Source organism: Enterococcus sp. AZ101 (genome assembly GCF_050499005.1).
Lineage (GTDB): Bacteria > Bacillota > Bacilli > Lactobacillales > Enterococcaceae > Enterococcus_L > Enterococcus_L ureilyticus.
Genome location: NZ_JBMHEZ010000003.1, coordinates 408,965 through 433,863, shown reverse-complemented (window position 1 = coordinate 433,863; position 24,899 = coordinate 408,965). Strand labels below are relative to the sequence as shown.

The 24,899-nt window shown below is 37.3% G+C and carries 19 protein-coding genes; 9 read left to right on the top strand and 10 right to left on the bottom strand.

What is annotated here, in order from left to right; all coding sequences use genetic code 11:
- The first annotated feature begins 28 nt into the window (after window positions 1-28).
- Complete coding sequence (gene rihC, locus IGJ50_RS15990) at window positions 29-952, top strand: ribonucleoside hydrolase RihC (protein ID WP_429951415.1); 924 nt, start codon at window positions 29-31, stop codon at window positions 950-952.
- 79 nt (window positions 953-1,031) lie between these two features.
- Here the strand turns inward: rihC and IGJ50_RS15985 are convergent, their stop codons facing one another.
- The 4 genes from IGJ50_RS15985 to hisJ all read right to left on the bottom strand — a co-directional run bounded on the left by IGJ50_RS15985 (window position 1,032) and on the right by hisJ (window position 6,603).
- Window positions 1,032-2,159, bottom strand: coding sequence for a hypothetical protein (locus IGJ50_RS15985; protein WP_429951413.1), 1,128 nt, complete (start codon window positions 2,157-2,159; stop codon window positions 1,032-1,034).
- Window positions 2,160-2,669: an RNA polymerase sigma factor gene (locus IGJ50_RS15980; protein WP_429951411.1), complete on the bottom strand. Its 510-nt coding sequence runs from the start codon at window positions 2,667-2,669 to the stop codon at window positions 2,160-2,162.
- 150 nt (window positions 2,670-2,819) lie between these two features.
- Window positions 2,820-5,456 carry a YfhO family protein gene (locus tag IGJ50_RS15975; RefSeq protein ID WP_429951409.1) on the bottom strand — a complete coding sequence of 879 codons (2,637 nt, stop codon included), beginning with the start codon at window positions 5,454-5,456 and terminating at the stop codon, window positions 2,820-2,822.
- A 313-nt stretch (window positions 5,457-5,769) separates the two neighbouring features.
- A complete protein-coding gene (gene hisJ / locus IGJ50_RS15970) occupies window positions 5,770-6,603 on the bottom strand; it encodes a histidinol-phosphatase HisJ (protein WP_429951407.1) in 834 nt (277 codons plus the stop codon).
- Between the two features lie 1,282 nt (window positions 6,604-7,885).
- Here hisJ and IGJ50_RS15965 point away from each other — a divergent pair.
- The gene (locus tag IGJ50_RS15965; protein ID WP_429951405.1) at window positions 7,886-10,318 is read left to right on the top strand and encodes a MucBP domain-containing protein; all 2,433 of its coding nucleotides are present in this window, start codon (window positions 7,886-7,888) and stop codon (window positions 10,316-10,318) included.
- A gap of 302 nt (window positions 10,319-10,620) precedes the next feature.
- On the opposite strand, the gene IGJ50_RS15960 is transcribed toward IGJ50_RS15965, so the two are convergent.
- The 6 genes from IGJ50_RS15960 to IGJ50_RS15935 form a co-directional block, all read right to left on the bottom strand.
- Window positions 10,621-11,868, bottom strand: coding sequence for a glutamate-5-semialdehyde dehydrogenase (locus IGJ50_RS15960; protein ID WP_429951403.1), 1,248 nt, complete (start codon window positions 11,866-11,868; stop codon window positions 10,621-10,623).
- 18 nt (window positions 11,869-11,886) lie between these two features.
- A complete protein-coding gene (gene proB, locus IGJ50_RS15955) occupies window positions 11,887-12,687 on the bottom strand; it encodes a glutamate 5-kinase (RefSeq protein WP_429951401.1) in 801 nt (266 codons plus the stop codon).
- A gap of 149 nt (window positions 12,688-12,836) precedes the next feature.
- Window positions 12,837-14,075 carry a DUF1015 domain-containing protein gene (locus IGJ50_RS15950; RefSeq protein ID WP_429951399.1) on the bottom strand — a complete coding sequence of 413 codons (1,239 nt, stop codon included), beginning with the start codon at window positions 14,073-14,075 and terminating at the stop codon, window positions 12,837-12,839.
- On the bottom strand, window positions 14,075-15,262 hold the full coding sequence (locus tag IGJ50_RS15945) for a phosphoglycerate dehydrogenase (RefSeq protein ID WP_069639490.1): 1,188 nt from the start codon (window positions 15,260-15,262) through the stop codon (window positions 14,075-14,077). The genes IGJ50_RS15950 and IGJ50_RS15945 overlap by 1 nt, the downstream gene beginning before the upstream one ends.
- Window positions 15,263-16,354 carry a 3-phosphoserine/phosphohydroxythreonine transaminase gene (gene serC / locus IGJ50_RS15940; RefSeq protein ID WP_429951397.1) on the bottom strand — a complete coding sequence of 364 codons (1,092 nt, stop codon included), beginning with the start codon at window positions 16,352-16,354 and terminating at the stop codon, window positions 15,263-15,265. It abuts the gene before it with no gap.
- Between the two features lie 262 nt (window positions 16,355-16,616).
- Entirely contained in the window at window positions 16,617-17,312 is a 696-nt protein-coding gene (locus IGJ50_RS15935) for a MurR/RpiR family transcriptional regulator (RefSeq protein ID WP_429951395.1), read from the bottom strand.
- A 42-nt stretch (window positions 17,313-17,354) separates the two neighbouring features.
- Here IGJ50_RS15935 and IGJ50_RS15930 point away from each other — a divergent pair, with 42 nt between their 5' ends.
- The 7 genes from IGJ50_RS15930 to ispD all read left to right on the top strand — a co-directional run bounded on the left by IGJ50_RS15930 (window position 17,355) and on the right by ispD (window position 24,895).
- The gene (locus tag IGJ50_RS15930; RefSeq protein WP_069639493.1) at window positions 17,355-17,972 is read left to right on the top strand and encodes a hypothetical protein; all 618 of its coding nucleotides are present in this window, start codon (window positions 17,355-17,357) and stop codon (window positions 17,970-17,972) included.
- Window positions 17,973-17,985: 13 nt separating this feature from the next.
- The gene (locus IGJ50_RS15925) at window positions 17,986-19,302 is read left to right on the top strand and encodes a PTS sugar transporter subunit IIC (RefSeq protein ID WP_429951393.1); all 1,317 of its coding nucleotides are present in this window, start codon (window positions 17,986-17,988) and stop codon (window positions 19,300-19,302) included.
- A gap of 198 nt (window positions 19,303-19,500) precedes the next feature.
- A complete protein-coding gene (locus tag IGJ50_RS15920; protein ID WP_207121144.1) occupies window positions 19,501-20,886 on the top strand; it encodes a hypothetical protein in 1,386 nt (461 codons plus the stop codon).
- Between the two features lie 111 nt (window positions 20,887-20,997).
- Window positions 20,998-21,477, top strand: a complete 480-nt coding sequence (locus IGJ50_RS15915) for a dUTP diphosphatase (RefSeq protein ID WP_069639496.1) — start codon at window positions 20,998-21,000, stop codon at window positions 21,475-21,477.
- A gap of 104 nt (window positions 21,478-21,581) precedes the next feature.
- Window positions 21,582-22,952 (top strand): DNA repair protein RadA, encoded by a 1,371-nt coding sequence (radA, locus tag IGJ50_RS15910; protein ID WP_069639497.1) that lies wholly within the window; start codon window positions 21,582-21,584, stop codon window positions 22,950-22,952.
- An 88-nt stretch (window positions 22,953-23,040) separates the two neighbouring features.
- The gene (locus tag IGJ50_RS15905; RefSeq protein ID WP_069639498.1) at window positions 23,041-24,183 is read left to right on the top strand and encodes a PIN/TRAM domain-containing protein; all 1,143 of its coding nucleotides are present in this window, start codon (window positions 23,041-23,043) and stop codon (window positions 24,181-24,183) included.
- The gene (gene ispD, locus IGJ50_RS15900) at window positions 24,170-24,895 is read left to right on the top strand and encodes a 2-C-methyl-D-erythritol 4-phosphate cytidylyltransferase (protein ID WP_069639499.1); all 726 of its coding nucleotides are present in this window, start codon (window positions 24,170-24,172) and stop codon (window positions 24,893-24,895) included. Before IGJ50_RS15905 ends, ispD begins: the two co-directional genes overlap by 14 nt.
- Window positions 24,896-24,899 lie beyond the last annotated feature (4 nt).

Genomic DNA, 24,899 nt, shown 5'->3' with positions numbered 1-24,899 from the left:
TAGAGTTTAAAAGGAAGGATAAAGTAACATGAAAAATACAAGAAGAATCATCATTGACACAGATCCAGGAATTGATGATGCTGCTGCAATTGCTGCTGCGCTATTTGATGAGAGGTTGGATATTCGATTATTTACTACCGTTGCTGGCAATGTTAGCGTGGATAAGGTAACAAAAAATCTGCTGAAACTATTGGCATTTTGGGATAAGACGATTCCTGTAGCGATTGGTTCAGATCGGCCATTACTTCGTGAAGCAATCAATGCCAGTGATGTTCACGGAAATTCAGGAATGGATGGGTATGATTTTCCAGAATCTAAGTATGAATTATTGACAAAAAATCATGCAGTGATCGAGATGTATAAAGTATTGATGGACTCTAAAGTAAAAACAACGATCGTTGGGATTGGTCCATTGACAAATATTGCACTGCTGCTTAGGTTATATCCAGAGTGTGCGGAAAAAATTGAAGAATTGGTGATTATGGGAGGAGCACTAGGTCGAGGCAACCAAGGCGTGTTATCAGAATTCAATATTGCTGCTGATCCTGAAGCGGCAAAGATTGTTTTTGAAAGTAAAATTTCGTTAACCATGGTTGGATTAGATGTTGGGGAGAAGGCACTAGTTCTGCCCAAAGAGCGAGAACAGATTCAGAAAATGAATAAAACTGGGGATATGATCGATCACTTGTTTAGAAAATATCGTGGCGGCAGCTTAGATACTGGTTTGAAGATGTATGATGGCTGCGCGATTGCGTATTTGTTAGCGCCTGAAATGTTTGACGTTAAGCAAGCTTATGTTGCGGTTGAAACACAAGGCATGTTGACAGCGGGGGCTACTTTGGTAGATTTAGATGGCTATTTGGGAAAAGAGGACAACTGTCGAGTCTGTGTCGATCTTGACGAGCAGCTATTTAGACAATGGTTTTTAGAAGCAATTGAGAAGTGTGATTGATGGTATATTAAAGTATAGAATAAAACCGCGATTGGTTTTATTCTATATTTTTTAATTTAGAGGATTCGCTTTTTTCGATTTATTTAGTTTCAGAATGAGGGTAGGGTACTTTTTTATTTTGAATGTCAAAATGACCAATTTCTTCAATCGGTTCACCAGTGAAGTCATCAATTTCGTTTACTTGAACCGTATACACAGAGGACGTATCTAGTGCACTTATACTTAAAGTTAACGCCATTTCACCCGTTTCGTAATTAAATAATTGTGTAAGAATTTGATTTTCCGTTCTTACACCATCTTTGTAAAGCAGAGCTGCTGGATAAACGTCATTTTTAAGAGGCGTAATAAATTTGACTGTTGTTTGCAAGGCATCACTGCTAGCGGTTGGATTTGTGATATTACTTAAGTTGCTAAACTGAGTCTCAGCCGTTTGAGTCAAGGGTTTATAAGCAATATCAAAACGCCAATCGCCTTCGTATGTTAAAGCATTATCAACGCCGAAGGGACTATTGGTTTTAGAAGCTTCGGTAAAGGCTTGATCCAGCTCCTCATCATCCTGCCACATAAGTTTATAAATGTGAAGCGTTAATTTAGCGTTGCTAGGTATGTCTTCTTGATTAAGCGTTGCAGTAACAGAACCGTAAAAAGTATCTCCTTCTACATGAAAAGTAGAGTTATACATTCCACCCCCACGGATATCGTCAGTCTGGCCATCAACAAAGAGGCCAATGTCAAAATCTTGAAAATTTGTAGCGAATTTGGTAAATTTTCGATCAGGGGACTGTTGCTTTTCCAGTAACTCCTTTAATTTTTCATCGTCTAATTTAAATTGATAGTCAAAAGCAAATCTTTTCTTAGTTGAAACGAATTTTGTTACGGTGATTTCTCGATTATTATAGGTACTGGTTAAATTAAGTTCTGTTTGGATACCGTGTTCTTCCACAGTTACAACACCGGAATCAGTACTAATGCCTAAAGCATTTTTGATTGCTGTATTCGTTTGTGGATTGATCAGGGCAATTAGAATAAGAGACGCAACTATTGCCAAAGTGATAATGAGTTGTTTTTTGAATTTAATGTTGAATTTCTTTTTTTCCTGCTTTATAGGATTATTTAAAATATTCTCGCGATTTTGAACTAATTTATCCATTACTTCTTTTGGAATTTCCGTTTCTTGTCGGATGATATCATTCTTCTTTTTATCCATTCACTTCTCCTCCAATAATATTTTTAATTTTATTCTGCCACGTGCAAGCCTTGTTTTAACAGTATTTTTAGATAGATTCAGTTGTTCAGCAATCTCGTTAATGTTAAAACCTGCGTAATAATGTAAAATGATCGGGATTCTATACCTATCTGGTAACTGGTTAAATTCTTCTTCTAAGTGAGATCTTTCATAGTTGCTCTCTTTAGTATTCATATAACTTTCCTCAAATTTAACTGTTTCAACTCTTTTTTTTAAAATGTCCTTAGCAATATTGATCATAATTCTAAAAATCCAAGAATTAAACGCTGCGTCATTTTTGATATTCGTAATTTTTTGCCACGCGCGAATTTCAGTTTCTTGCAGACAGTCTGCAACATCTTCATTATTTAAAAGTAATTTATAAGCTGAATTGTATAGTACGATTTGATAGGCTTCACAAAGTTTTATAAACGATTGTGCATCGCCTGTTTTTGCTTTTTTAACCAAACTTATTTGTTCCTTTTTTTTCATGGACTTCCCCCTCCTATTTATAACTGTTTAGACTCTAATTTTATCAAAAAGGTTTCATCGAAATTTATTTTTCTTTTTTTGTAGAGATTTATGATGAGCATTACAAAAAAAGAGCTTGGGACGCCAGTCCCAAGCTCACAAATCATCGATTTAACGTTTTCGACGCTTACGCTTATTCGATTTTACTAACGCCAGTTTTGGCTTGTTTGTGAATCGTACATAGACCACAAAGCCACCAATACAAACAATAAACAAAACCACACCAGGCATAAATCCTTCTGGCAGATAAACAAATTCAATTGTATGTTCACCCTGCGTTACGGGAATACTAACAAAGGCTTTTTTAAATGGTTCAACGGGTACTTTTTTTCCATCGACATAGGCTTTCCATCCTTTGTCATAAGGAATCGTTGTTAAAAGGACTTGATCTTTCTCTGCGTTCACAGTTCCAACAGCTTTCCGTCCTTTAGCTGTTAAATCAGCGCCTTTATCTTGAATTACCTGAATAGAACGTTCAAAGGCTTTTGTATCTAAACCAACCACCTTAGGTTCCATAAAACTAACAGCTGTTGTACCGTAGAAACTAACCGTAAACGTAACCGTGGTAGGTTTGTCATAGTAACCGATATTGTAATATTGTCCTGTAATATTGATCTGAGATTTTTGACTCGTCCCATTCACAGACATTGTAGCAGTCGAACTTTCCAATTGGCCAAAATCGGTTGGAAACAGGCTTAGGTAAGCTTGTGTATAAGCTGGTACATCAACAGTCCAGGTAATATCTTTGGCAATGTTGTTTTGCACTTCTTTATACGTTACATTCCCTGCATTTTGTTCGATTTTGACATTATTTTTATTAATGATCGTTGGTTGATAAAACTTAAAGTACGTTTGTTTTTGATTAGATAAGGCATTGAACAGTGCCGTTTGACTAGTTAAATTATCATTAGTAGGTTGTTTGACTTTGTAGATATCATTATCAGCTAAAAAGCCTAAAGGCAACGCATTGCTGTTTTCGTATAATGAGAATTTCCCAGCTTTATCTATTGGGAAAAAGCCGAATTTCAAGGGATCACTTTCCGAAATATTGTATTTAATTCCAACGAGTGAATCCATCAGTAACGTGTTATTTGGGTAGCGAATATTCAAACCAGTTCCTCTAGACCGAAATCCTAGATCGTTTAAATAAGCAGAAGAATGTCGATTTCTGATGGAAGAAAACAAGCTGACTCCGCTGTAGCCATAGTTGATACTATCATTAGAAGAAACAGGGTTTAAATTTTCTAAGCGGTAAAAAGAATCATTCTCTTTTTTTGTCTTATCGACCAACTGTTTGATTGATGGATATGGTTCTGAGTAAAGACTGCGTGAAGCATAGTTCCAATCTTCTAAAATCCCTTTTAGCATTGAATTGGTATTGATAAACGCCTCTGTTGAAACAAGCAATAACAGTAAGACAATCAGATAATGCATCGGTATTTTTTTTAATTGATAAAAAACAATTCCGGCAAGATACAGGAGTAAAAATAAAGCTGTGATGACAAATGCTGAAATCGGAATATAGTCATAACTTGTCGTACTTTTTGTCCCTTCAGCTAGTGCAAAAATCGCAATCAGCATGATCGTAGAGCCCACTAGTACCCCTAAATCATCAGTTTTGAATTTCTCAAAGCCATATCCCGCTAGTAGCACCACTAAGAAAGAAAAGAGGAAACTATAACGGAACAAGAACATATTCGGTGCATGCATCCCGTGCCAAAATAAATTTAGTGGTGTGATATAAAAGCTAGCAATTAAAATGATAAACAGACTACCAAATAATAGCTTGTTTTTCTTAGGAATTTCTTTTGTGATAAAGTAGAAAACACAGAATATCAAAGGAAGTAGCCCCACATAGATAAAGGGAATCGAGCCGTACTTCGTCGTGTCATAAACACCGATCATATTTTTCATGACAATATCCCAAAAAGCAGTTGCTTCGGTTTTAAATTGAGTGACTTGTGACAAGGTTTCACCATTTGCTCGTAAATCAAGGACCGCTGGTAATACTAAGATCATCGAAGCGCCACCTGCTAAAAGTGAGGTGATTCCATAAGGTAGGATACGTTTTTTATAACTCTTCCAGTTTGTCAACATTCGGGCGATAAAATATAGGAAAGAGAAGATACCGATCATAAAGCCCATGTAAAAATTTGAGATAAACAATAGTAGATAACTTACAAATAATAGTGTTGGTTTTCGTTCATCCATCAAGCGGTGAATTCCTAAAATAACCAACGGTAGATAAGTAAACGCATCTAACCACATAATAATTTCTGAATGCGCCGTAGCAAATGACATCAAAGCATATGGCACACTAAGCATCACATGGCCCCATCTTGGTATCTTATAAGTATTTTTAGCAAAGAACCAAAACGCTAAGCCAGCTGAACCGATTTTCAGCAAAGTAATCAAATACAAGGCATCAGGAATATTCTGATTTTTAAAGAAAATGACTAGTGGCGTAAATAGCCCACCAAGATAATAGGAAATCAATGAGAGATAATTTAGTCCTAAGGATGCATTCCAAGTATAAAAAATACTTTGTTTGCCATGCAGCATATTATTGAAACTAGCATGGAAATTGGAAAATTGTGAAAAGGAATCGCTGGCCATCACACTACGGCTACTTCCAGGATAAATTCCGAGACTTAAATAAATAATGACCATCACAAAAAAGGGAATGAAAAAGCTGGCGGTCATATATGGCCAGTTTTCTTTGATAAATGTCTGTATTTTTTTCTTCATAATCAACCTCACAACGTAATAAATAGAATATATATAGTTTAGCATATCCATAGAAAAATTGATCGCCAGAAAGAAAAAATTAATGAAAATCGAAAGGTTTAAGTGGAAAATTATTGTTAAAATAGTTTAATTAGCTATTCTAACAATAATTTTCATGAATAAATAATTCATATATATATTAATGAGACGACAAGAAGAGCGGGTCAACTAAATGTCTAAAAGCCTGTAGCAACATGCAACATGCAGCATGGAAGTGTTGAATTAACCGAAAAACTAAGACTCATGGAAGAAAATATCCGTGAGTCTTAGTTTTTTAAAGCCAATGCTGAATTTTGTCATATCCTTGACCAACATCGTTTAGTGCGTGAGTGTCTGATCCATAAACCAATGGAATCCCTGATTCAATCGCTTTTTGAGTTATCCACACCTGTGGATAACTCTGTTGATAACCTTGTTTATAAAATCCTGCTGTGTTTAAATCTAAGCTGTATTTTTCTTGTTGAATACGGCTCAATAGGGTGTGGACAAGTATTTTATTTTCTGATGAATAGCTTGTTTCTTCATCAAAAAAACGTTCGAATTTTTGACACAAAGAAATGTGACCTAGACGTTTAGGTTTAAAAGGACCTAGATCAGCTTCTAGAGAGTCTAAAACGCATTGGTAGTAAAGATTTTGGGCTTTTTGAAAGCTGCCTAAATAGTCAATTACCCCACTCTTATATTCTTCAAAAGAATAGTCGATCCCACGCAATCCATCTTGTCCTTCGAGGAAATGGACAGATAAAATGCCATCATCAGTTTGAGGACCATATTCCGCTAAAAAATCTCGAGTCCAACCTACAAAATCTGAAAAATAATCCAATTCAAATCCAATGTGGATAATGATGTCAGAGGCATACTTTTTCCGCAGTTCATTCATCCTTTTAAAATAGTTATCCACATCATTTAAAGCCATGGACGCAGTTGTCCACACGTCAAGATCACCAGCTGCTTTTTTTTCAATCCCTTTAGGTAATGGGGCATGTTCTGTAATACTGTATTCTTTAAATCCGAGGCTGATTGCACGTTTAATTAGCAATTCTGTATCTTCGACTTTTCCATGTGGACAAAATTCTGTGTGGGTGTGACCGTCACGCATGTGAACCATGAGCTCCCTCCTTGTGGTTATCTATTTTTGCATAATTAATTTATATGCTATCGTATAATTTATTTTCTGTCTATCCTCTTTTATTTTCGAACTAAATATTTTTAGCAAAATTATCTGAATTTGGGATTCATTATGCTGATCCAAGGCTGACTGAGCAAGGGTAGCAATTGCTCAATCACTATTATTCATAACTGAAAGAGCAGTGAAGATCATAAATTTTATCGAATCAGTAATTTGTACAAGTGATAGGCACATCGGAAACAATTCAAACAGTACGATCAAAAGGGTGTGTGTTGTATATTGGATGGTAAAGTAAATTTTGTCGTGGAATAATTTTTTTATTTTAAATTATTAAAAAGAATAAAGTTAGAAAGATAAAAAAAGAATATTGAAGAGCTCGTTTATTAGAATCAAGTTCCCTTTTTTATACGGATACAAAAATTCAATCTGTGATCAATCAACGTAGAATGGATTTTTGTTGCGTGAAGTCACGGTATTTATGAATGAAAATGATAATTGATAAGAAGATAATTACTTAGGAAAATCTGTAGCTATTTCGTCGTAAATAAGAGAATTAAAATAAAGAATTGTTATTTTAAGAATTAGTTTTTTTCCTAGAAATTTGACTCTGTTTTGATAAAGAAGATGTGCTAGTCATTCGAATAATCTGAATCAAATAAGTCACCCTTTAACGAATCAGATTGCTAATACTCCTATTATAATTTTTGTATAGAATGCAATGATAATCGATAAAATCGCTATTTATTGGTAGTTTTATCTTGTGTGTATCACTATTTTAACCTGTTCATGATAGAAGGATTTTTTCTTTGATTTGACGTTTAAATTATGGCTGGAAGCTAGCATAAAATGATATTATTTACTCATTTAAATTTAATTTTATTCTTTAAGTTAAGAAATAAACATAAAAAAAAGACTATTTTTGTGTTATGGAATTTTTTGTTTGTTTATACTAGAATAGTGTAAGGAGGAGTAAGAAGTGGTAATTTTGTAACAGAAAGTTTGGTACGTTCCATTCTGAGAATAAGATGAATTGTTAAAAGGTAATTACAATATAAATTTAACTATTATTTTTCTATATTAAGAAGTTGAGGCGGAAGTACCTGATACTTAAAATTGGTTGAAGTTATGTTGAAGATGCATTCTTATTAACTAGAAGAAATTAAGATAGATACTATTCGTATGAAGTAAGTAAAGATGGAAGGTATCTTTTGGTATCAATCTTTCACTATGATAGGAAGTAAAATTGGAAGGAGAACTTTTTATGAGAAACTTTAAAAATAACGCAATCGTTGGAGCAATCATCAGCTTTCTAGTAGTAATCTGTCTATTCTCACTGTCTATAGAGGCACAGGCTGAAACGATCCCTAAAGGACCTGAGTATGTCTATGGAACAGTTAATAACAATACGGATAGTAACTATCTTTTTTGGTATTCTCTTGACGAGAACGATGTCGTAACTAAAGGGTATACTAGGATAGTAAAAATTAATGGATCAGGTGTTAGCTTTGCTTATATGAACGCTTTAGGTGTAAGAGATGACGGTTTTTATGTTAAATCGAATACCGGAACTACTATGCAGTATATTGACTGGAACGGTGTCGTCCAGCGGGAATGGAACGCAACTGGCTTAGCTGGCTCTGCTAGAGCTGGTGCCTTCACTTCAGATGGTAAATACATTACCACCTCTGATATAGCATCGAGTGAAGGAAAGCTAAATATTTATATTTATGATGTCGATGCTCGTACATTGGTATCAAAGACTCCTATGACCAATTCAACTAGTCTCCCGATATCTGATTTTTATGCTATGGGAGATGCTGTGGCAGATGACAATGGATTTTTGTATGCTGTTGTTTCAAACGATGCTACGACGAATAGAAAAGTACGCATGCTAAAAATAAAAATAGCAACTGGAGAAATAGTGGATGTTCTTCCTATTCCTAAGTTGGATCACTCACCAGCTGTTGCATTTATGTCAGATGGAAGATTACTGGTCAGTGATCAGAATAATTTGGGAGCAATTGTTAGTTTTGAAGAAGGAACGGTTGTTTATACGGATAAGAAGGGCACTAATTTACCAAATATGGGAGGATCAGTAACATTAGTTACAGACTTTGCTTCACTGAACTTTCCAAAATATAATACTGAATTGTCTATAGTTGCACAAGCTCCGCTAACTGCGAATTATCGTGAGACGATTCAGTATAAATTTAGTGTTAGGAATACTGGGAACATCATGTCATTACAGACTAAAGTGAAAGAGACACTTTCACCATATGTAGAGTATGTTCCAAATACAACAGCTGTTAATGGCGTGCCGGTTGCGGATATAAACGGCACAAGTCCAATATTGACAACAAGTGGGCTGACTGTTAACAGTCCTGACAGTGAATCTGCCGTACTCGTATCAAACGAAGAAAATCCTAGTCACAACGATGCGGTAGCTACTTTTAGTGTAAAGATAAAAGACGAAGGTGATTTGTCCCAAAGCATCCGTATACAAAATCTGGGAATAGTCTACAATCCTGAGGAAATGAAAACTAGTAACATGACGTATACAGATGTTGGGCCTTTTCCTTCTTCTGTGACTGTCAATTTCCTTGATGACGCTAATTTACCAATACAATTAGCAGGAGTAGAGCCGGTAGTCAAAAACTATTTAACTGGTGAGTCAGCTGATTTAACACAAAACGCGGATGTTAAACGTACACTTGACATCATCAAAGCATCAGGGAAATATGAGCCCGAGCTGATCCGTCCGACTAATGAAAATGGTGTGCTTATTACAAAAGATGGAACCCAGGTGTCCTATATCTTTACAAGAATCAAGCGGAATCTTACCGTTAACTTCGTTAATGAAGAGGGTGAACCAGTTGATGATCCGTTTGTTTTAAATCTACCCATCGATACGTCGATTAATGTCGGAGAAAATCCAACGGTCAGACAAAAGCTTGCAACGCTTGAAGCCAATCATTATGAACTCCTCAAACGTCCAGACAATGAGGCTGTAACTATAGGAATGGAAGATAGTAGTGTTGAGTATGTATTTAAAGAAACATTAGGAAGAGTCCAAGTTATATTTGTTAATGAAGAGCAAAAACCGATTAGTGATCCGATTACGATCAAAGGTGTTATTGAAAGTGAAGTAATATTAACAGAAAACGAGGCAATCAAAAAGACTATTGCAGACCTGAAAGAGAAGCATTATGAATTTGTTACTGGACTGGAGAAGGTAACAATAGAAAAAACAGCAAAAACTATTTCGTATGAATTTAAAGGAATGCTGTATATAGAATCCTTCCCTTCAAAAATGAACTTTGGCGATAATTATTTGATTCGTCCGCATATCAAGGCCGAACAACCGAAATATGATGTTCCGCTGATTGTGGGTGATAATCGAGTAACTAAAACACCTTGGACACTAACAGCTACGCTAGAAGATTCATTGAGAAGTGTCGACAGCCCAAGTGAAGACCTTCCAAGAGCGCTTACCTATAAAGTGAGTGATACAGAGAAATTCTACTTAAGAAAAGGAGAAGCCCAACCGATAGAAACAGGATCTGGCGTATACAACGTTAGTGAAAAGTGGATAACGGATCAAACAGGTTTACAAATAGAAGTTTTTTCTAATGAAGTGATTCAAAAAGGAAGCTATAGAACGTCTATATTATGGCAAGTAGGAGTTACACCTTAGGTAAATAGGATTTAAGAAATGGACTGAATGGGAACAACTTATTCGGTGTACTAAAATACTTTGTTCTATAAAAATCATGTAAAATCTGAATAAATGATGTAGGAAAATCAGCTACTTCAAGGTTAGGGCATTTCAAGCAACTTGTTTAATCTGGCAAACTGAAATTTAGCTTCAGTACATTACTCTGCAAGCTTATCCTTTTTATGGAAAGAAGAGCAGTAAAATCTGTTTATAAAATAAAGAAAGACTCCAGAGATAAAGTGATCTAAACAACTTTACCTCTGGAGCATTTTGTGTTGAAGTTATTTCCGATATTGCCCATCTCCATAAACAATATATTTTGTAGAAGTTAGTTCTGCTAAGCCCATCGGACCACGTGCATGTAATTTTTGTGTGCTGATCCCAATTTCGGCACCAAATCCAAAAACAAAGCCATCCGTAAATCGTGTGGAGGCATTAGCATAAACTGCAGCAGCATCAACTTGTTGTAAAAATTGTTGTGTCGCAAAATAATTGTCACTAACGATGCTTTCAGAATGTTTTGTGTTATAACGGTTGATATGTTGGATCGCTTCTTCTAAAGAATCTACGACTTTAACAGCGAGAATAAAATCGTTGAATTCCGTTTCCCAATCTTCTTCCGTTGCTAGGATCGATTGTTCAAAAATAGTGATTGCCCGTTCATCTGCACGCAATTCTACATTATATTCATTCAAAGCTTTTTCGATAACAGGTAAGAAATCTGCTGCTACGTCTTGATGGATCAATAGTGTTTCTGCTGAGTTACAGACAGAAGGGCGTTGGCATTTTGCATTGACAATGATCGTTGTAGCCATTTCTAGCTGTGCTTCTTTATCGATATAGACATGACAATTGCCCGTTCCTGTTTCGATCACTGGCACAGTCGCTGTCGTTAAGACCGTCTTAATCAAATTTGCACCGCCGCGAGGGATTAGAACATCTAGATAGTCATTGAGTTTCATTAACTGTTGAGCAGTTTCACGAGAGGTATCAGCAATAAACTGGATTGCAAAAGGAGAAGCTCCTTTTTGTTCCAGTGCCTGTTGTAAAACCGATACTAAGACTTGATTGGAATAAAAGGCTTCCTTTCCACCACGTAAAATCACGGCGTTTCCAGTTTTAAAACAAAGACTTGCTGCATCTGTAGTCACATTCGGGCGAGATTCATAGATGATCCCGATCACCCCAAGTGGGACACGTTGCTTGCCGATCATCAAACCATCTTCATTTTTCCACATCTTGTCGACTTCACCAATTGGATCAGCTAATGTTGCGACTTGGCGAACACCGTCAGCCATGTCTTTGATTCGCTCATCAGTTAAACGTAAACGATCTAGCATTGTGTCAGTAATGCCATTTTCTTTGGCTGTAGCTAGATCTTTTTGATTTTCAGCTAAGATTTTCTCGGTATTATTTTCTATGGCATCGGCCATATGCAACAACAAATCATTTTTCGTTTTTGTATCCATCAAAGCTAATTGGTAGGCTGTTTCTTTCGCTTGTTTCCCTAGTTGGATTAAATCAGTCATAAAATGTTCCCCCCTTTTTTAGAATGAAATGAATAACGTGCCGATCATTTCACCCGCTAAAATATCAAAAATAATTTTAGGTTGTTGTCCGTTTGCTAAAATCATCGCGCCATTATGCTCTAATACGCGTTCTGCCGCTTTTAATTTGCTATACATACCACCAGTACCAAAACGACTACCTTTGCCTCCTGCAACTTGTAAAAGCTCGTCATTGATAGCGTTGATTTCAGAGAAGAGGGTGGCATCTTTGTTGGTATTGGGATTATCAGAAAAGAAACCATCAATATCCGATAACATGATCAAGGCATCTGCTTGAATGAGTTGGGTAACAATTGCGGATAGTTGATCATTGTCACCAAATTTCGTCAGATGGTCTAATTCATCGATCGCAACCGTATCATTTTCATTGATAACTGGGATGATGCCCATCTGCAGTAATTGTTCTATTGTATTCGTTACGTTTTTACGGCTTTCAGGATATTCGATCACATCTCGAGTCAATAGTAGTTGGGCAATTTGCTGGCTATAAGTCAAAAAGCGCTGATTGTAAATATTCATCAACTCCGCTTGCCCAACTGCCGCCACTGCCTGTTGCTCTGGAATGGTTGGGGGTCGTTTGTCCATGTTTAATTTATTTAAGCCAACACCGATTGCGCCAGACGAGACTAAGATGATCTCTTTGTCTTGGTTACGCAAATCGGATAAGGTAAAAGCTAATTGATCGATGGCGCTTAAATTGATATTGCCATTGGGGTAGATCAATGTACTTGTCCCAACTTTGACGACGATTCGTTTTGCTTCTTTTAATTGTTTTCGCATGGTTGACCTCACTTATATCCTAACATTTCCAGGTTATTTTACTTAAGGCTATTATCTAGCCATTTCCGTTTATTTGCAAGAAAGCTTGGACAAAAAATTCTGCTTTTGTCCAAGCTTAGATTTTATTCTTCTATTTTACAGCTTTCCGTTCAATTTGTCTCTAAGTCATGGACAAATAATCCACTTAACAATTTAGGTTCAAACCAAGTTGATTTTGGCGGCATGATTTTTCCTGCATCTGCAACATTTAGTAGATCATCCATCGTTGTTGGGTAAACGGCAAAAGCAACCGACCATTGTCCGCTATCTACTAATAGTTCTAATTCCTCCATGCCACGAATGCCGCCGACAAAATCGATCCGTTTATCTGTGCGGACATCTTGGATATCAAAAATTTCTGCAAATACATGATTTTGAAGTAAAGAAACATCTAAACCAGCAACAGGATCATCAGATAAAATTCCTTCTTTAGCGGTTAAAGTAAACCACTGTCCTTTTAAATACATCCCAAATGCTTTTGCTTGGGTAGGTTTTCCATTGTCTGTTTTTGTGACTGTGAATGCCTCTGCTAAACGATCAAGGAAATCTGCTTCGATCGGGACATTCAAGACCCGGTTATAATCTAAAATTTCTAACTCTTCTTTTGGAAAAATAACAGATAAGAAGTAGTTAAATTCAGCTGTATCAGTTGCTTCAGGATGTGCTTCTTTTTTCTTTTGTCCAACTTTTACCGCAGATTCGGTCCGATGATGTCCATCTGCAATGTATAAAGCCGGCACATCTTGAGCGAAACGTGTCACTAGTTGTTCGATCACTTCCGGTTGGTCTACAAGCCAAACACGATGTGTAACGTCATGGAAACTTGTAAAATCATAAACGGGAGTATGAGTTGTTTTCCAGTCGTCTGTCACTGTTTGAATCTGTTTGTTTTGGCGATAAGTTAGAAAAATCGGGCTAGTATTGGCATCACAAGCTTCAATATGACGGATGCGGTCGACTTCTTTTTCTGGACGAGTAAATTCATGTTTTTTGATCTTACCTTCTGTGTAATCCGTGATCGAAGTACACGTCACAAGACCAGTTTGAGCGCGGCCATTCATTGTTAATTCGTAAAGATATAAAAGCGGTTGCTCATCTTGGACCAACCATTCTTTTTGTAAAAAGGCTTGTAAATTACTAGCAGCTTTGGCATAAACTTGCTCATCGTAAGGAGAAAGAGTTTCAGGTAAATCGATTTCTGCTTTGTCGATGTGCAGGTAAGAATATGGATTATCGGCACCTAATTCTCGAGCTTCTGCTGAATTTAGAACATCATAAGGCAAGGTAGGGATTTTTTCGCTAAACGCTGCCGCTGGTCGAATACCTTTAAAGGGATGGATCATAACCATTAGTAACTCACCGCCTCAGTATTTTTGATGGTTCTGACACGAATAATATTTTCAGCTGCTTGAATTTTTTCTGCAGCAGCATTGATTTTTTCTTCATCCGTTTCGGCAATATCAACAATTGTATAGGCATAGTCATCACGACTACGGTTGATCATCGTATCAATATTGATTTCTAAATTAGCAATGCCTGTTGAGATTTGTCCTAACATATTGGGAACGTTTCTGTGGATGATCGTGAAACGGAATGGCGAATTGAAGGCCATTTCGACCGTTGGGAAATTGACAGAGCGTTTGATATTCCCTGTTTCTAAGAATTTTTTCAGTGTACGAGCAGCCATCTTGGCGCAGTTGACCTCAGCTTCTTCCGTTGAAGCACCTAAATGAGGTAAAACCAAGATTTTGTCGTTGTGCAATAAGCGTTCATCTGCAAAATCTGTGACAAAATTACTGATTTCTCCTTGAGCAAGGGCTTCGATCACAGCTTGCGTTTCCACTAATTCACCACGAGCAAAGTTAAGTAAAACAGCATTTTTTTTCATTTGTTTCAGTTGTTCTTTGCCAATCAAATGATGGGTATTTTCAGATAAAGGCACATGGACAGTGATAAAATCACAGGTTTTTAATACCTCTTCCATACTTTGCGCTCGTTTGACACGACGTGAAATACTCCAAGCAGTATCAACGGATACAAAAGGATCGAAACCTGTTACTTCCATGCCCAAACGATAAGCATCATTAGCAACCATTGCACCAATTGCACCTAAACCGATCACACCGAGTTTTTTGCCTTCTAATTCCGTTCCAGCAAACTGTTTTTTCTGTGCTTCCGCTTGTTCTTCTGTGTCAGCTCCAGTCAATGTTTGGACCCAGTTGGAACCTTTTAAAATGGGACGTACGGATAGAAGTAAGCAAGCGATCACTAGCTCTTTTACAGCATTTGCGTTGGCACCTGGGGTATTAAAGACCACGATTCCCTCTTCAGTACACTGTTTGACTGGCACATTATTGGTTCCAGCTCCGGCACGTGCGACGGCTAAGACTGACGCAGGAAAGGCATAATCATGGAGTTTTTCACTACGTAAGATGATACCGGCTGGGGCTTCTGTTTTATTGATCGTAAAATTTTCTTCGTTAAAGCGTGCTAAACCAACTGGGGCGATCGCATTGAATGTTTTAATATCATACATCTAGTTCGTTCCTCCGTATTCTGCTTCAAATTTTTTCATTAAGTCGACTAAAGCTGAAACACCAGCTTTAGGGAAGGCATTGTACAAACTAGCACGCATACCGCCGACAGAACGATGCCCTTTCAAGTTTTCAAATCCTGCTGTTAAGGCTTCTTGATTAAATTTTTTATCTAGCTCATCACTTCCAGTAATAAAAGGAATGTTGTTGATTGAACGGTCTTTCGGATTTACAGGTGAAGAAAATAAGTTGGAGGCATCGATTGCATCATATAAAATGGCTGCTTTTTCCTTATTTTGTTGTTCCATTTGACGAACGCCACCTTGTTCTTTGATCCATTCAAAGACAAGTTTAGCCATGTAAATGCTGTAAGTCGGCGGCGTATTGTACATTGAGCCATTTTTTGCATGGATCTCATAATCCAACATAGCGCTGAGAACATCTGCTTGACCAATCAAATCATCACGAACAATCACAACTGTAAGTCCGGCTGGTCCAATATTTTTTTGCGCACCAGCGTAGATCAACCCAAAGTCAGCGACGTTATAGTCAATTGATAAAATATTGGAAGACATATCAGCGACGATCGGCACATCACCTGCATCCGGCAAATTAAAAATCGTGGTGCCTTCGATCGTATTGTTGGTCGTAATATGGAGATAAGCAGCATCTTGCGGAATATCTTGTTTATGGGTATCGGGAATATAACTGAAATTTTTATCTTCACTTGATGCAATGACCTGAACATCAACGTTATCGATTTTTTTCGCTTCGCTGATGGCTTTTTTTGCCCAAGAACCAGTATTGACGTATAAGGCTTTTTTATTTTGTGCTAAATTCAAAGGAACCATCGTAAATTGCATACTAGCGCCCCCTTGTAAGAAGAGGACTTTATAGTTATCAGGAATCGTCATCAATTCTCTGAGTAGTGTTTCAGCATTTTCAATGATCGATTCAAAAAGGGAGGACCGGTGACTCAGCTCCATCACGGACATGCCGCTGTTCTCGTAATTCACCAATTCGGATTGTGCTTTTTCCAATACACTTTTAGGTAAAACGGCGGGACCAGCTGAAAAATTGTAAACAGTTTTCATACATCTATCTCTCCTTCGATATGATCATTCATTTACTCAATTTAGTATTAGTAAATGTGAAAACCATTATAACAGAAAGGCTAGATTAAAAAAAGATTAAAAAGGTAGTTTCGTAAAATTTTTCACGGAGTTTTCATTCTGAAGAGCATCGCAAACATGTTTATAAATTGGTAAACATGTTCACATCCGCTTGAAAGCGCTTCTTATTGTGGATTTTTTCTACTATAATATGGCGTGAAGAGACATCGGCCGAATCGTTCTTCTATCGTAAGTTTTGAAGGGTATAACTCATTAATAATTCAAATTGAATCAATACAGTACCAAAGAATAATTGCGGATAATAGTCTTGATGAGAGCTTGGTGAATAAGTATTCGTGCTAATAGACAGTGTAGAAGTTTTACTGATAGCTGACTGATCACTGCCTACAAAACAAATACTTTCAAGTTCATTGGTTTGAGCAATTTCTGCTAGTTCAGAGATCCTACCAGTGTTGCCGGAATTGCTGATGAAGATCAAAAGTACGTCATCTTTATGACTTTTCCTTAAAAACTCTAAGTGACTATTCGAAGTTGCTCTAAAGCCATAAAGATTGAGGTATTCAGCAAAGTAATTTGCTAAATTTTGTGAAAACCCAGAACCTAAGATCATAATATTCTTCTCTTGATATTTTTTTAGAAGTCCTAAAAAAGGTTCTCCGTATGCTGCAACTACATCGTGTTTTTCTAGTCGTTCTTGGTTGAGATTAAATTCACTGATGTAAAAAACGAGTTCGCTATAGCCAGTGAAATTCATTTTTTTCGCCATATTGATGATCGTTGCAGTAGAAACAAAACTTTTTTTCGCAATTTCTCGAATACCTAAGTTTTTTAATTCAACACGATGATCATTCATGTACGCTAAAATTTGGCTTTCCGTTTTATTTAATTGGTATTTTTCTGCAAGACTATCAATATTCACTTGAATCACCCTTAAATTCATTTTAGTTAGGAGTATTATAACATGACAGAACAAGAATATATCCATGATCCGTGGGCAAGAGTTAAAACTAGAAACAATCTAAACGGAGATGAAGTTGTCTCTGCTTTACAAAAGTCGATTCGTCGTGGAAATGAACGCGCAGCCTGCGACTTCGCTTATGAAATGTACATTACTTCCCCTCAATTTGAAGAAAAATTATGGCGTAGGTTGCTGGCAATTTCAGTTGAAGACATTGGCATGGGTAATGAAAATGCTGCAATCATGATTAATAACTTAAATCAAATGCGTAAAGAATTCCAATATAATGAATCTGATCGAGCGATGTTCTTTTTCCATGCGATTCGCTATTTATGTCACTCTGAAAAAGATCGTTCTTCTGATTTATTAAAAAATATCGTGATAAAAAGCTTTGCGATGGGGTACGTTCCTGAAATCCCTGATATTGCTTTGGATAAACATACTACTCGAGGAAAAGAAATGGGACGTGATTCCAAGCACTTTTTAAATGAAGCAAGCATCGTCATTCCCCAAGCTGAAGTGACCAATGATTATAAAGAGGAGTACGCCAAAATCATTGAACGCTATGACCCGAATGAAGTCGTTGAATCGGCTTTTGAATTTAATTCTTGGCAAGTCTAAGGAGGACTTTTTGATGAAAAATTCAGTGAGTACTAAAGGATCTATGGTCAATCGATTAAATGATATTTTAAGTCCGTTTGCAACTAAAATTGGCAATCAACGACATCTTAAAGCAGTTTCTACCGGAATGATGTTTGGCTTACCGTTTATTGTGATTGGTTCCTTTTTTTTAATTTTTGCCAATCCGCCGATCAATATGGATCAGTATGATCCGACTCATGCTGGACTTTTTATGAAATTTTTAGCGAATTGGAAAGAATTCGCAGTTGCCAATTACGATATGATCACAGCGCCATACAATCTTACGATGGGTATCATTGGCTTGATCAGTGTTTTTGGGATCGCTTATTCGTTATCAAATGAATACAAATTAAATGCTGCGATGAACGGCATGGTCAGTATGGTGACATATTTATTGGTTTGCACGCCTGTGAAAGAAGGGACGATTTCTCTAAATTATTTAGGGACGAATGGATTGTTTGTGGCAATTATTTTAGGTCTTTTAGTAGTCGAAGTCAGTCGCTTTTTTGAAGTGAAGAATATTAAGATTTCACTGCCAGACACAGTACCGCCAATGGTCGTGACATTTATCAATACCTTGATTCCCTTGTTGACAAACATTGTGCTTTTTTATGGTATGAATCTGTTTTTTCTAGGATTGCTCGATCAAACATTTCCTGACGCAGTCATGTCCGTGTTGACTCCTGCTGTGAATATAGCTGGAAGTTTAGGCGGGCTGTTATTGATCGTGACCTTAGGAAATGTCCTTTGGTTATTTGGCATCAATGGATCATCGATTATTTTTCCCATTGTATTTACATTAGGAGTCGCTCAAACAGGATTAAATGCGGAGCAAGCTGCAAATGGAGAAGTGATGAGTCATTTGATGAACTTGCAGATGTTCCGAATTTCTGTTTTGGGTGGTGCTGGTAATACGTTAGGTTTAGTGATTTTAATGATGTTCAGCAAAGTACCGCAATATCGTACGATTGGGAAATTGTCCTTTGTACCAGGAATTTGTTCTATCAATGAGCCTGTTATTTTCGGCTTACCGATTGTGTTTAATCCGATTTTAGGGATTCCATTCTTACTGATGCCTGTCATTTCGTTGTTTCTAACGTATTTTGCGCAGAAAATAGGCATGATCTCTCTAGGTTTTATCGTGGATCCTTCATTTACACCATTTTTCGCTCAAGCGTATCTAGCTACGATGGATTGGCGTAATATTGTATTCTATGTTTTCTTGGTCGTTTTGAGTATCTTTGTTTATTACCCATTCTTTAAAGTCTTTGAAAAAAATCAAACGAAGTTAGTGGATGAACCAGTGTAGATGAATGCACAAAAAATTAGTGCAACAGACGGAATTGATGTTTGTTGAGGAATAGTTAAGTAATTGTCTCGGTGTTGAGAATTCGGTGATCGACTGAATTCTTTTCATCGAGTTTTTTTTAGTCAGTGATTCATTTCACTTTTTCTGTTAACGTGGTAGACTACCTACATAACAAACTGTATCAAAGGAGAATAATTAATGGCTAAATTAAAAGAACTGGCCCGCAATGCTTTACAAGTTGCGCCGTTTACTTTATCGAATACAATTACTTTTATCCCTTACTTTTTATTTCTAAGTTTAAGCGATGGCAAGACAATGGAGCGGATTTTACCGTTTGTCTTGTTTTATACTTTTCGTATGACAGGTATTTTCCTGTTGAAGAGTTTCAAACTGGCATTGACAAGCTTTAATGTGTTGATCATTTCTATATTGATCGGAGGTGCTGGGTGCTTGCTTGGTGTGATGGGGCAATTTTACTTTCCGGCGTATCTTTTTTCAGCAGTTTTACTAGGGTTAAGTGCCTCGTGGCTGCCAGCTGCCAATACAACTGTCAATTATCATGAAAAAAGACAAGGATATTCTGTATTGACTGCTAGAAAATATCTGTTCATTATACTGATTTTAGCTGGAGTGATTGCCTCACTAACACTGACAAAAGAATTGAGAATTCCTTTAGTTTTAGGAGAGTACACGTTATTGTATATTGCGGCGTATCATACAGTGACCCATTATCCAGATTATGAAATTGATTTTAATGAAGTCGATCAACAGGTAATAGCGATCAAAGAGTTCTTTTTATTTCTAGTTTTCTTCGCACTCTTGCTATTTATTCGTTCAGCACGTTTATTGTTTGATCCTCAATTGTTGGATGCGGGAATTATTGGATTTTCGGTTTTGTTTTTAATCTCTGCTTGGTATTTGAATCGTCGAAGAAAGACTTGGAAGTTACCATTGTGGCTTAATTTACTAACATTTGGCAATGGGATGTGTATGAATTTTCTCCTGCTTTTTGGCACGTTTTATGTTTCACTACGTTTAGGTGCAAGTCGACTTACAGTCAATTTGTATGTTCCGTATATTTTAGGAATCGTTGCTTCGGCCTTCGTTATTAAATTGTTGTATCGTTTGTTCGCTACACTCGATCCGAAGACTGTCCATGTTGGAGGCTTTATCTTTTCTTTATTTTTACTGTTGTTTCGTCCGCTTTTTCCTATTGGCGTCTTTCTTTTAAGTTGCCTTATCAGCGCTACTGGTAATTTCTTGAACCGAAGCTACTATCAAGAAGAGATTTTGCCGCAGGATCAGCGAATCATCACAAAATATAGTACTCAAACGAAAGGCAGTGTTAGTCATCAATTGTTGTTGATGAGCATTTTGTGGCTGTTGGCTAAGCAAGCGCACTTACCTGTCAAAACTGTTTTGCAGATTACAGCACATCGAACCCAAAATCCTGGTGCGCTCCAGTTAGTGGAGCATATTCACATCATAAGTATCGTTGGATTGATTCTCTTTTTTTCTTTCATCTTATATACGATGATAAAATCGAATATTAAACAGGATTATCAACAAAATCAGCCTAAATGATCTGAAAACACTAAAAAAGCACAGGAGAATATTAAAGAAAGTATAAAAGTAAACTGGGGACCATGGGAATATGTTAAAATAGAAATAGTTTACAAGTAGAGGAGCTTTTTAATGAAACAACGAGGATTTGAAATTATAACAGATTATACAGACAAAGGAATCTCGATTCCGCAGCGTGCGACCAAAGGTGCTGCAGGATATGACTTTGAAGCAGCAGAAACAGTAGTAGTACCAAGCGTTTGGCAATTACAAGCCCAAGGCGTCGCACCTAAACCTGTTTTAGTAAAGACAGGGATCAAAGCATATATGGCTGAAAATGAATACTTAGAACTCGTGAGCCGTTCATCGAACCCCTTGAAACGCTTTTTAATGTTAGCGAATGGCGTAGGTGTGATCGATCGCGATTATTATAATAACGAAGGCAATGAAGGACATATCATGTTTCAATTTCTAAATTTCGGGTATGAAGAGATGACCATCGAAAAAGGGGAACGAATCGGACAAGGGATTTTCAAACCGTTTCTTTTAGCGGATGTAGATGACGTAGAAAATGAACGTACAGGTGGTTTTGGTTCATCTGGCAAAAACTAAAATGGAATCGCTTGGAAATTGCGTATCTTAATAGAGGGAAGTCTTAGTCTAAGCTGCTTATATTATGGTAAAATAAAGAATACATCAAAATGAGGAGATAGCATATGGCAAAGAAAGCAAAAGTTCAATTTGAGTGTCAAACGTGCGGATACATCTCCCCTAAATATTTAGGCCGTTGTCCGAACTGTGGTCAGTGGAACACGATGACAGAAGAAATTATTCAAGATACGACCGATCGTCGTGCGAGAGTGAGCCTAACGGGTAAAAAAACACAGCCCCAACGTTTAGCTGAAGTGGTTCCCAAAAAAGAACCTAGAGTTAAGACGAAGTTGGTAGAGTTGAATCGAGTCTTAGGCGGCGGCGTGGTTCCTGGGTCGCTAGTGTTGATTGGTGGGGATCCTGGGATCGGTAAATCAACATTACTTCTACAAGTATCTCAGCAACTAGCTGAAATCGGTGGTAAAGTTCTTTATGTTTCTGGTGAAGAAAGTGCAGAACAAATCAAAATGCGTGCGGAGCGTTTAAGCTCGATCGATACAGAATTTTACTTATATGCAGAAACAGATATGAATGAAATAGCCCGAGCAATCGAAAAACTGGAGCCTGATTATGTCATCATTGATTCGATTCAAACGATGACACAACCCGATGTAACCAGTGTTGCCGGTAGCGTCAGTCAGGTGCGAGAGACGACAGCTGAGTTATTGAAAATCGCAAAAACGAATGGGATCGCCATTTTTATCGTGGGTCATGTGACCAAAGAAGGGTCAATTGCAGGACCTAGAATGTTAGAGCATATGGTGGATACGGTTTTGTATTTTGAAGGAGATAAGCATCATACATTCAGAATATTAAGAGCAGTAAAAAATCGTTTTGGTTCCACGAATGAGATCGGTATTTTTGAAATGCGGGAGCATGGACTAGAGGAAGTAGCAAATCCTTCTCAAGTATTTTTAGAGGAACGCTTGGCTGATGCCACTGGTTCAGCAATCGTCGTAGCCATGGAAGGCACCCGTCCGATTTTAGTCGAGGTCCAGGCGCTGATCACACCAACGATGTTTGGCAATGCGAAACGGACCACAACGGGTTTAGATTTTAATCGAGTTTCCCTAATTATGGCTGTTTTAGAAAAACGTGCAGGGTTATTGCTGCAAAACCAAGATGCCTACTTAAAAGCGGCAGGCGGTGTCAAAATCAATGAACCGGCAATCGACTTAGCGGTGGCAGTCAGCATTGCTTCCAGTTATAAAGAAAATGGAACAAAACCCACGGAATGTTTTATTGGTGAGATTGGATTGACTGGCGAAATTCGTCGTGTGAATAGTATTGAACAGCGAGTGCGCGAAGCGCAAAAGTTAGGCTTTACCAAGATTTATTTACCGAAAAATAATTTAGGTGGTTGGACACCTCCAGAGGGAATCGAGATTGTTGGCGTGGCGACGATCGGAGAAACACTAAGAAAAGTATTCAAATAGACTGAATGTGAGAATCGTTACAATGACTAACCAACGATTTCTCCTTTCATTCTGTAAAATTAAGTATATTATATTGGAGGATGAATCTATGCAAAAACGTGTCATCACTTTGCTGATGATCGTCGTTGGTGCAAGCTTAGGTATTTCACTATTACCGATGGCTTGGGATATGGCGAAACAAGCAGATAATACATGGCTGAACAATAACTTCACTAACAGTTTGATTGGTGCACTTATTTTCTTTATTTTATCGTTAGGGTTAGCAAAGTATATTGTTTCAGGTGTAAAAAGAGTAGAAGCAGCATTAAATGAAATGAGTTTGACCTATCTATTATTTGGAAGTGTAGGAGTAATCATAGGGTTGATCATAGGTGCGATTATTTCGATTCCAATGTACAACTTGAATATTCAGTTTGTAAACAGTGTTTTACCGATTTTAGTTATGATTATCTTTGGGTACCTTGGCTTTCGTATGGGGACGACTCGAATTGATGAATGGCGTAGAATTTTTACGCCTAAGCAAAAGAAAATTCCAGCTGAAAGCGGTGGAGAAGTTTTAGATCGTAAAGTGGAAGATCATTTTCATAAGTACAAAATTTTAGACACTAGTGTGATCATTGACGGTAGAATTTATGATATTGCCAAAACTGGATTTTTAGAAGGCGTTATTTTGATTCCTAATTTTGTCTTGTATGAGTTGCAATATATCGCGGATTCTGGTGACAGCTTAAAACGTGTTCGTGGTCGCCGTGGCTTAGATATTTTAAATGCCCTACAAAAAGAGGACGGAATTTCTGTAGAAATGTATGAAGGTGATTTCGAAGACATTGCAGAAGTAGACAGCAAATTGATTAAATTAGCCAAACTGTTGGATGGTGTGGTTGTAACGAATGATTATAATTTAAATAAAGTATCTGAATTTCAAAATGTACCTGTGTTGAATATCAATGCCCTGGCTAATGCAGTAAAACCTGTTGTGATTCCAGGTGAGACGATGAATGTCATGGTTGTAAAAGCTGGAACAGAGCGTCAGCAAGGTGTGGCTTACTTGGATGATGGTACGATGGTTGTGGTCGAGGACGGACAGCATTATATGAGTCAGCATATTCAAGTAATTGTTACTAGTGCGTTACAGACGGCTGCTGGACGGATGATTTTTGCGAAACCTGCTCATTCAGGACGCGGCATCGACGATAGTAAAGAAGAACATAAAGCTAATGAGAAGAGCTGACAATCGAAACACAGCACTAGATTATGAAGTTATTTTATTGGCAGCGGGGCAAGGAAAAAGAATGGGTGCTAGCCGTAACAAAATTTTACTACACTTAATCGGTAAACCAGTCATTTCTTATTCGTTGAAGACGTTTTTAAATGACCCTGCCTGTCAGCATATTATCTTAGTCACCCAAGCAGATGAACAAGATTTGTTAGCTGCGATGATCAAGAAAGAAATAAAAAAAAAAAGGTGTCCTATAACGCTGGTATCTGGTGGCAGCGAACGTCAATATAGCGTTTTCAATGGATTGAGTGCCTTATTTGATCTTGAAAATATTGTAATGGTTCACGATGGAGCAAGACCATTTGTTAACCTGGCTCAATTGAAAGCATTACATCGAAAGGTGCAAGAAACGAGAGCTGCAATTTTAGGAGTTCCAGTGAAAGATACGATCAAACGTGTTGTTGAAGGAATCGTTCAAGAAACCGTTCCACGTGAAACATTGTGGCAAATTCAGACCCCACAAGCATTTTATGGAGCCGATTTGCTAGCAGTTCATGAATGTGCGCAGCGACAAGGTTATTTAGGGACAGATGATGCTTCTCTTATTGAAAAATATAGCAATTTGTCAGTCTCAATGGTATTGGGTAGTTATGAAAATATCAAATTGACCACGCCAGAAGATATGCTGATCGGTGAAGCTATCGTGAAACGAAAAAGAAGCTAGGTGA